Origin of the sequence: Sutterella parvirubra YIT 11816, from assembly GCF_000250875.1 — a bacterium.
Lineage (GTDB): Bacteria > Pseudomonadota > Gammaproteobacteria > Burkholderiales > Burkholderiaceae_F > Sutterella > Sutterella parvirubra.
The window spans coordinates 45,679-46,067 of the sequence record NZ_JH605011.1 but is presented as its reverse complement, the minus strand read 5'-3'; the positions used below and the strand labels follow the sequence as shown (position 1 = coordinate 46,067).

At 67.1% G+C, this 389-nt stretch carries 1 protein-coding gene; it reads right to left on the bottom strand.

The genetic code is table 11. The features are described 5' to 3' along the window. A partial coding sequence (locus tag HMPREF9440_RS11560; RefSeq protein WP_216586078.1) for a hypothetical protein occupies positions 1-389 on the bottom strand: 389 nt, incomplete at both ends.

Below are 389 nucleotides of genomic sequence, written 5' to 3'. Positions count from 1 at the left end.
GGCGGCGTTCGAAGATGCCGCCCCTTCAAAACTCTGCTTTTCAAGGAACGCTTCGTCGACGGCGCGCTGAATCGAGGCCGGGTCGACGACCGCAGCGCTCTCGACGAGAATTTCGTCCTCGGTCGAGCCCGAGCGCAGGCTTTGGAGACGTTCTTCCAGGGAGACCGGCACGAACCCGTGCGGAATCGGCGTCACGTGCCGGACCGGGGCCTTGGCGGCTTCGTCCTCGGAAGCGTCGTCGCCGCCCAAACCGGAGGAGCCTTCCCCGCTCTCATCGTCTTCTTCGACCGCCGAGGCCGAAGAGGATCCGGACGCTTCGGCGTCGGAAGAGGGTTCGGCGGAGGGTTCGGAAGAGGGCTGAGAGGGTTCCGCGGCAGGCTCCGCCGCCG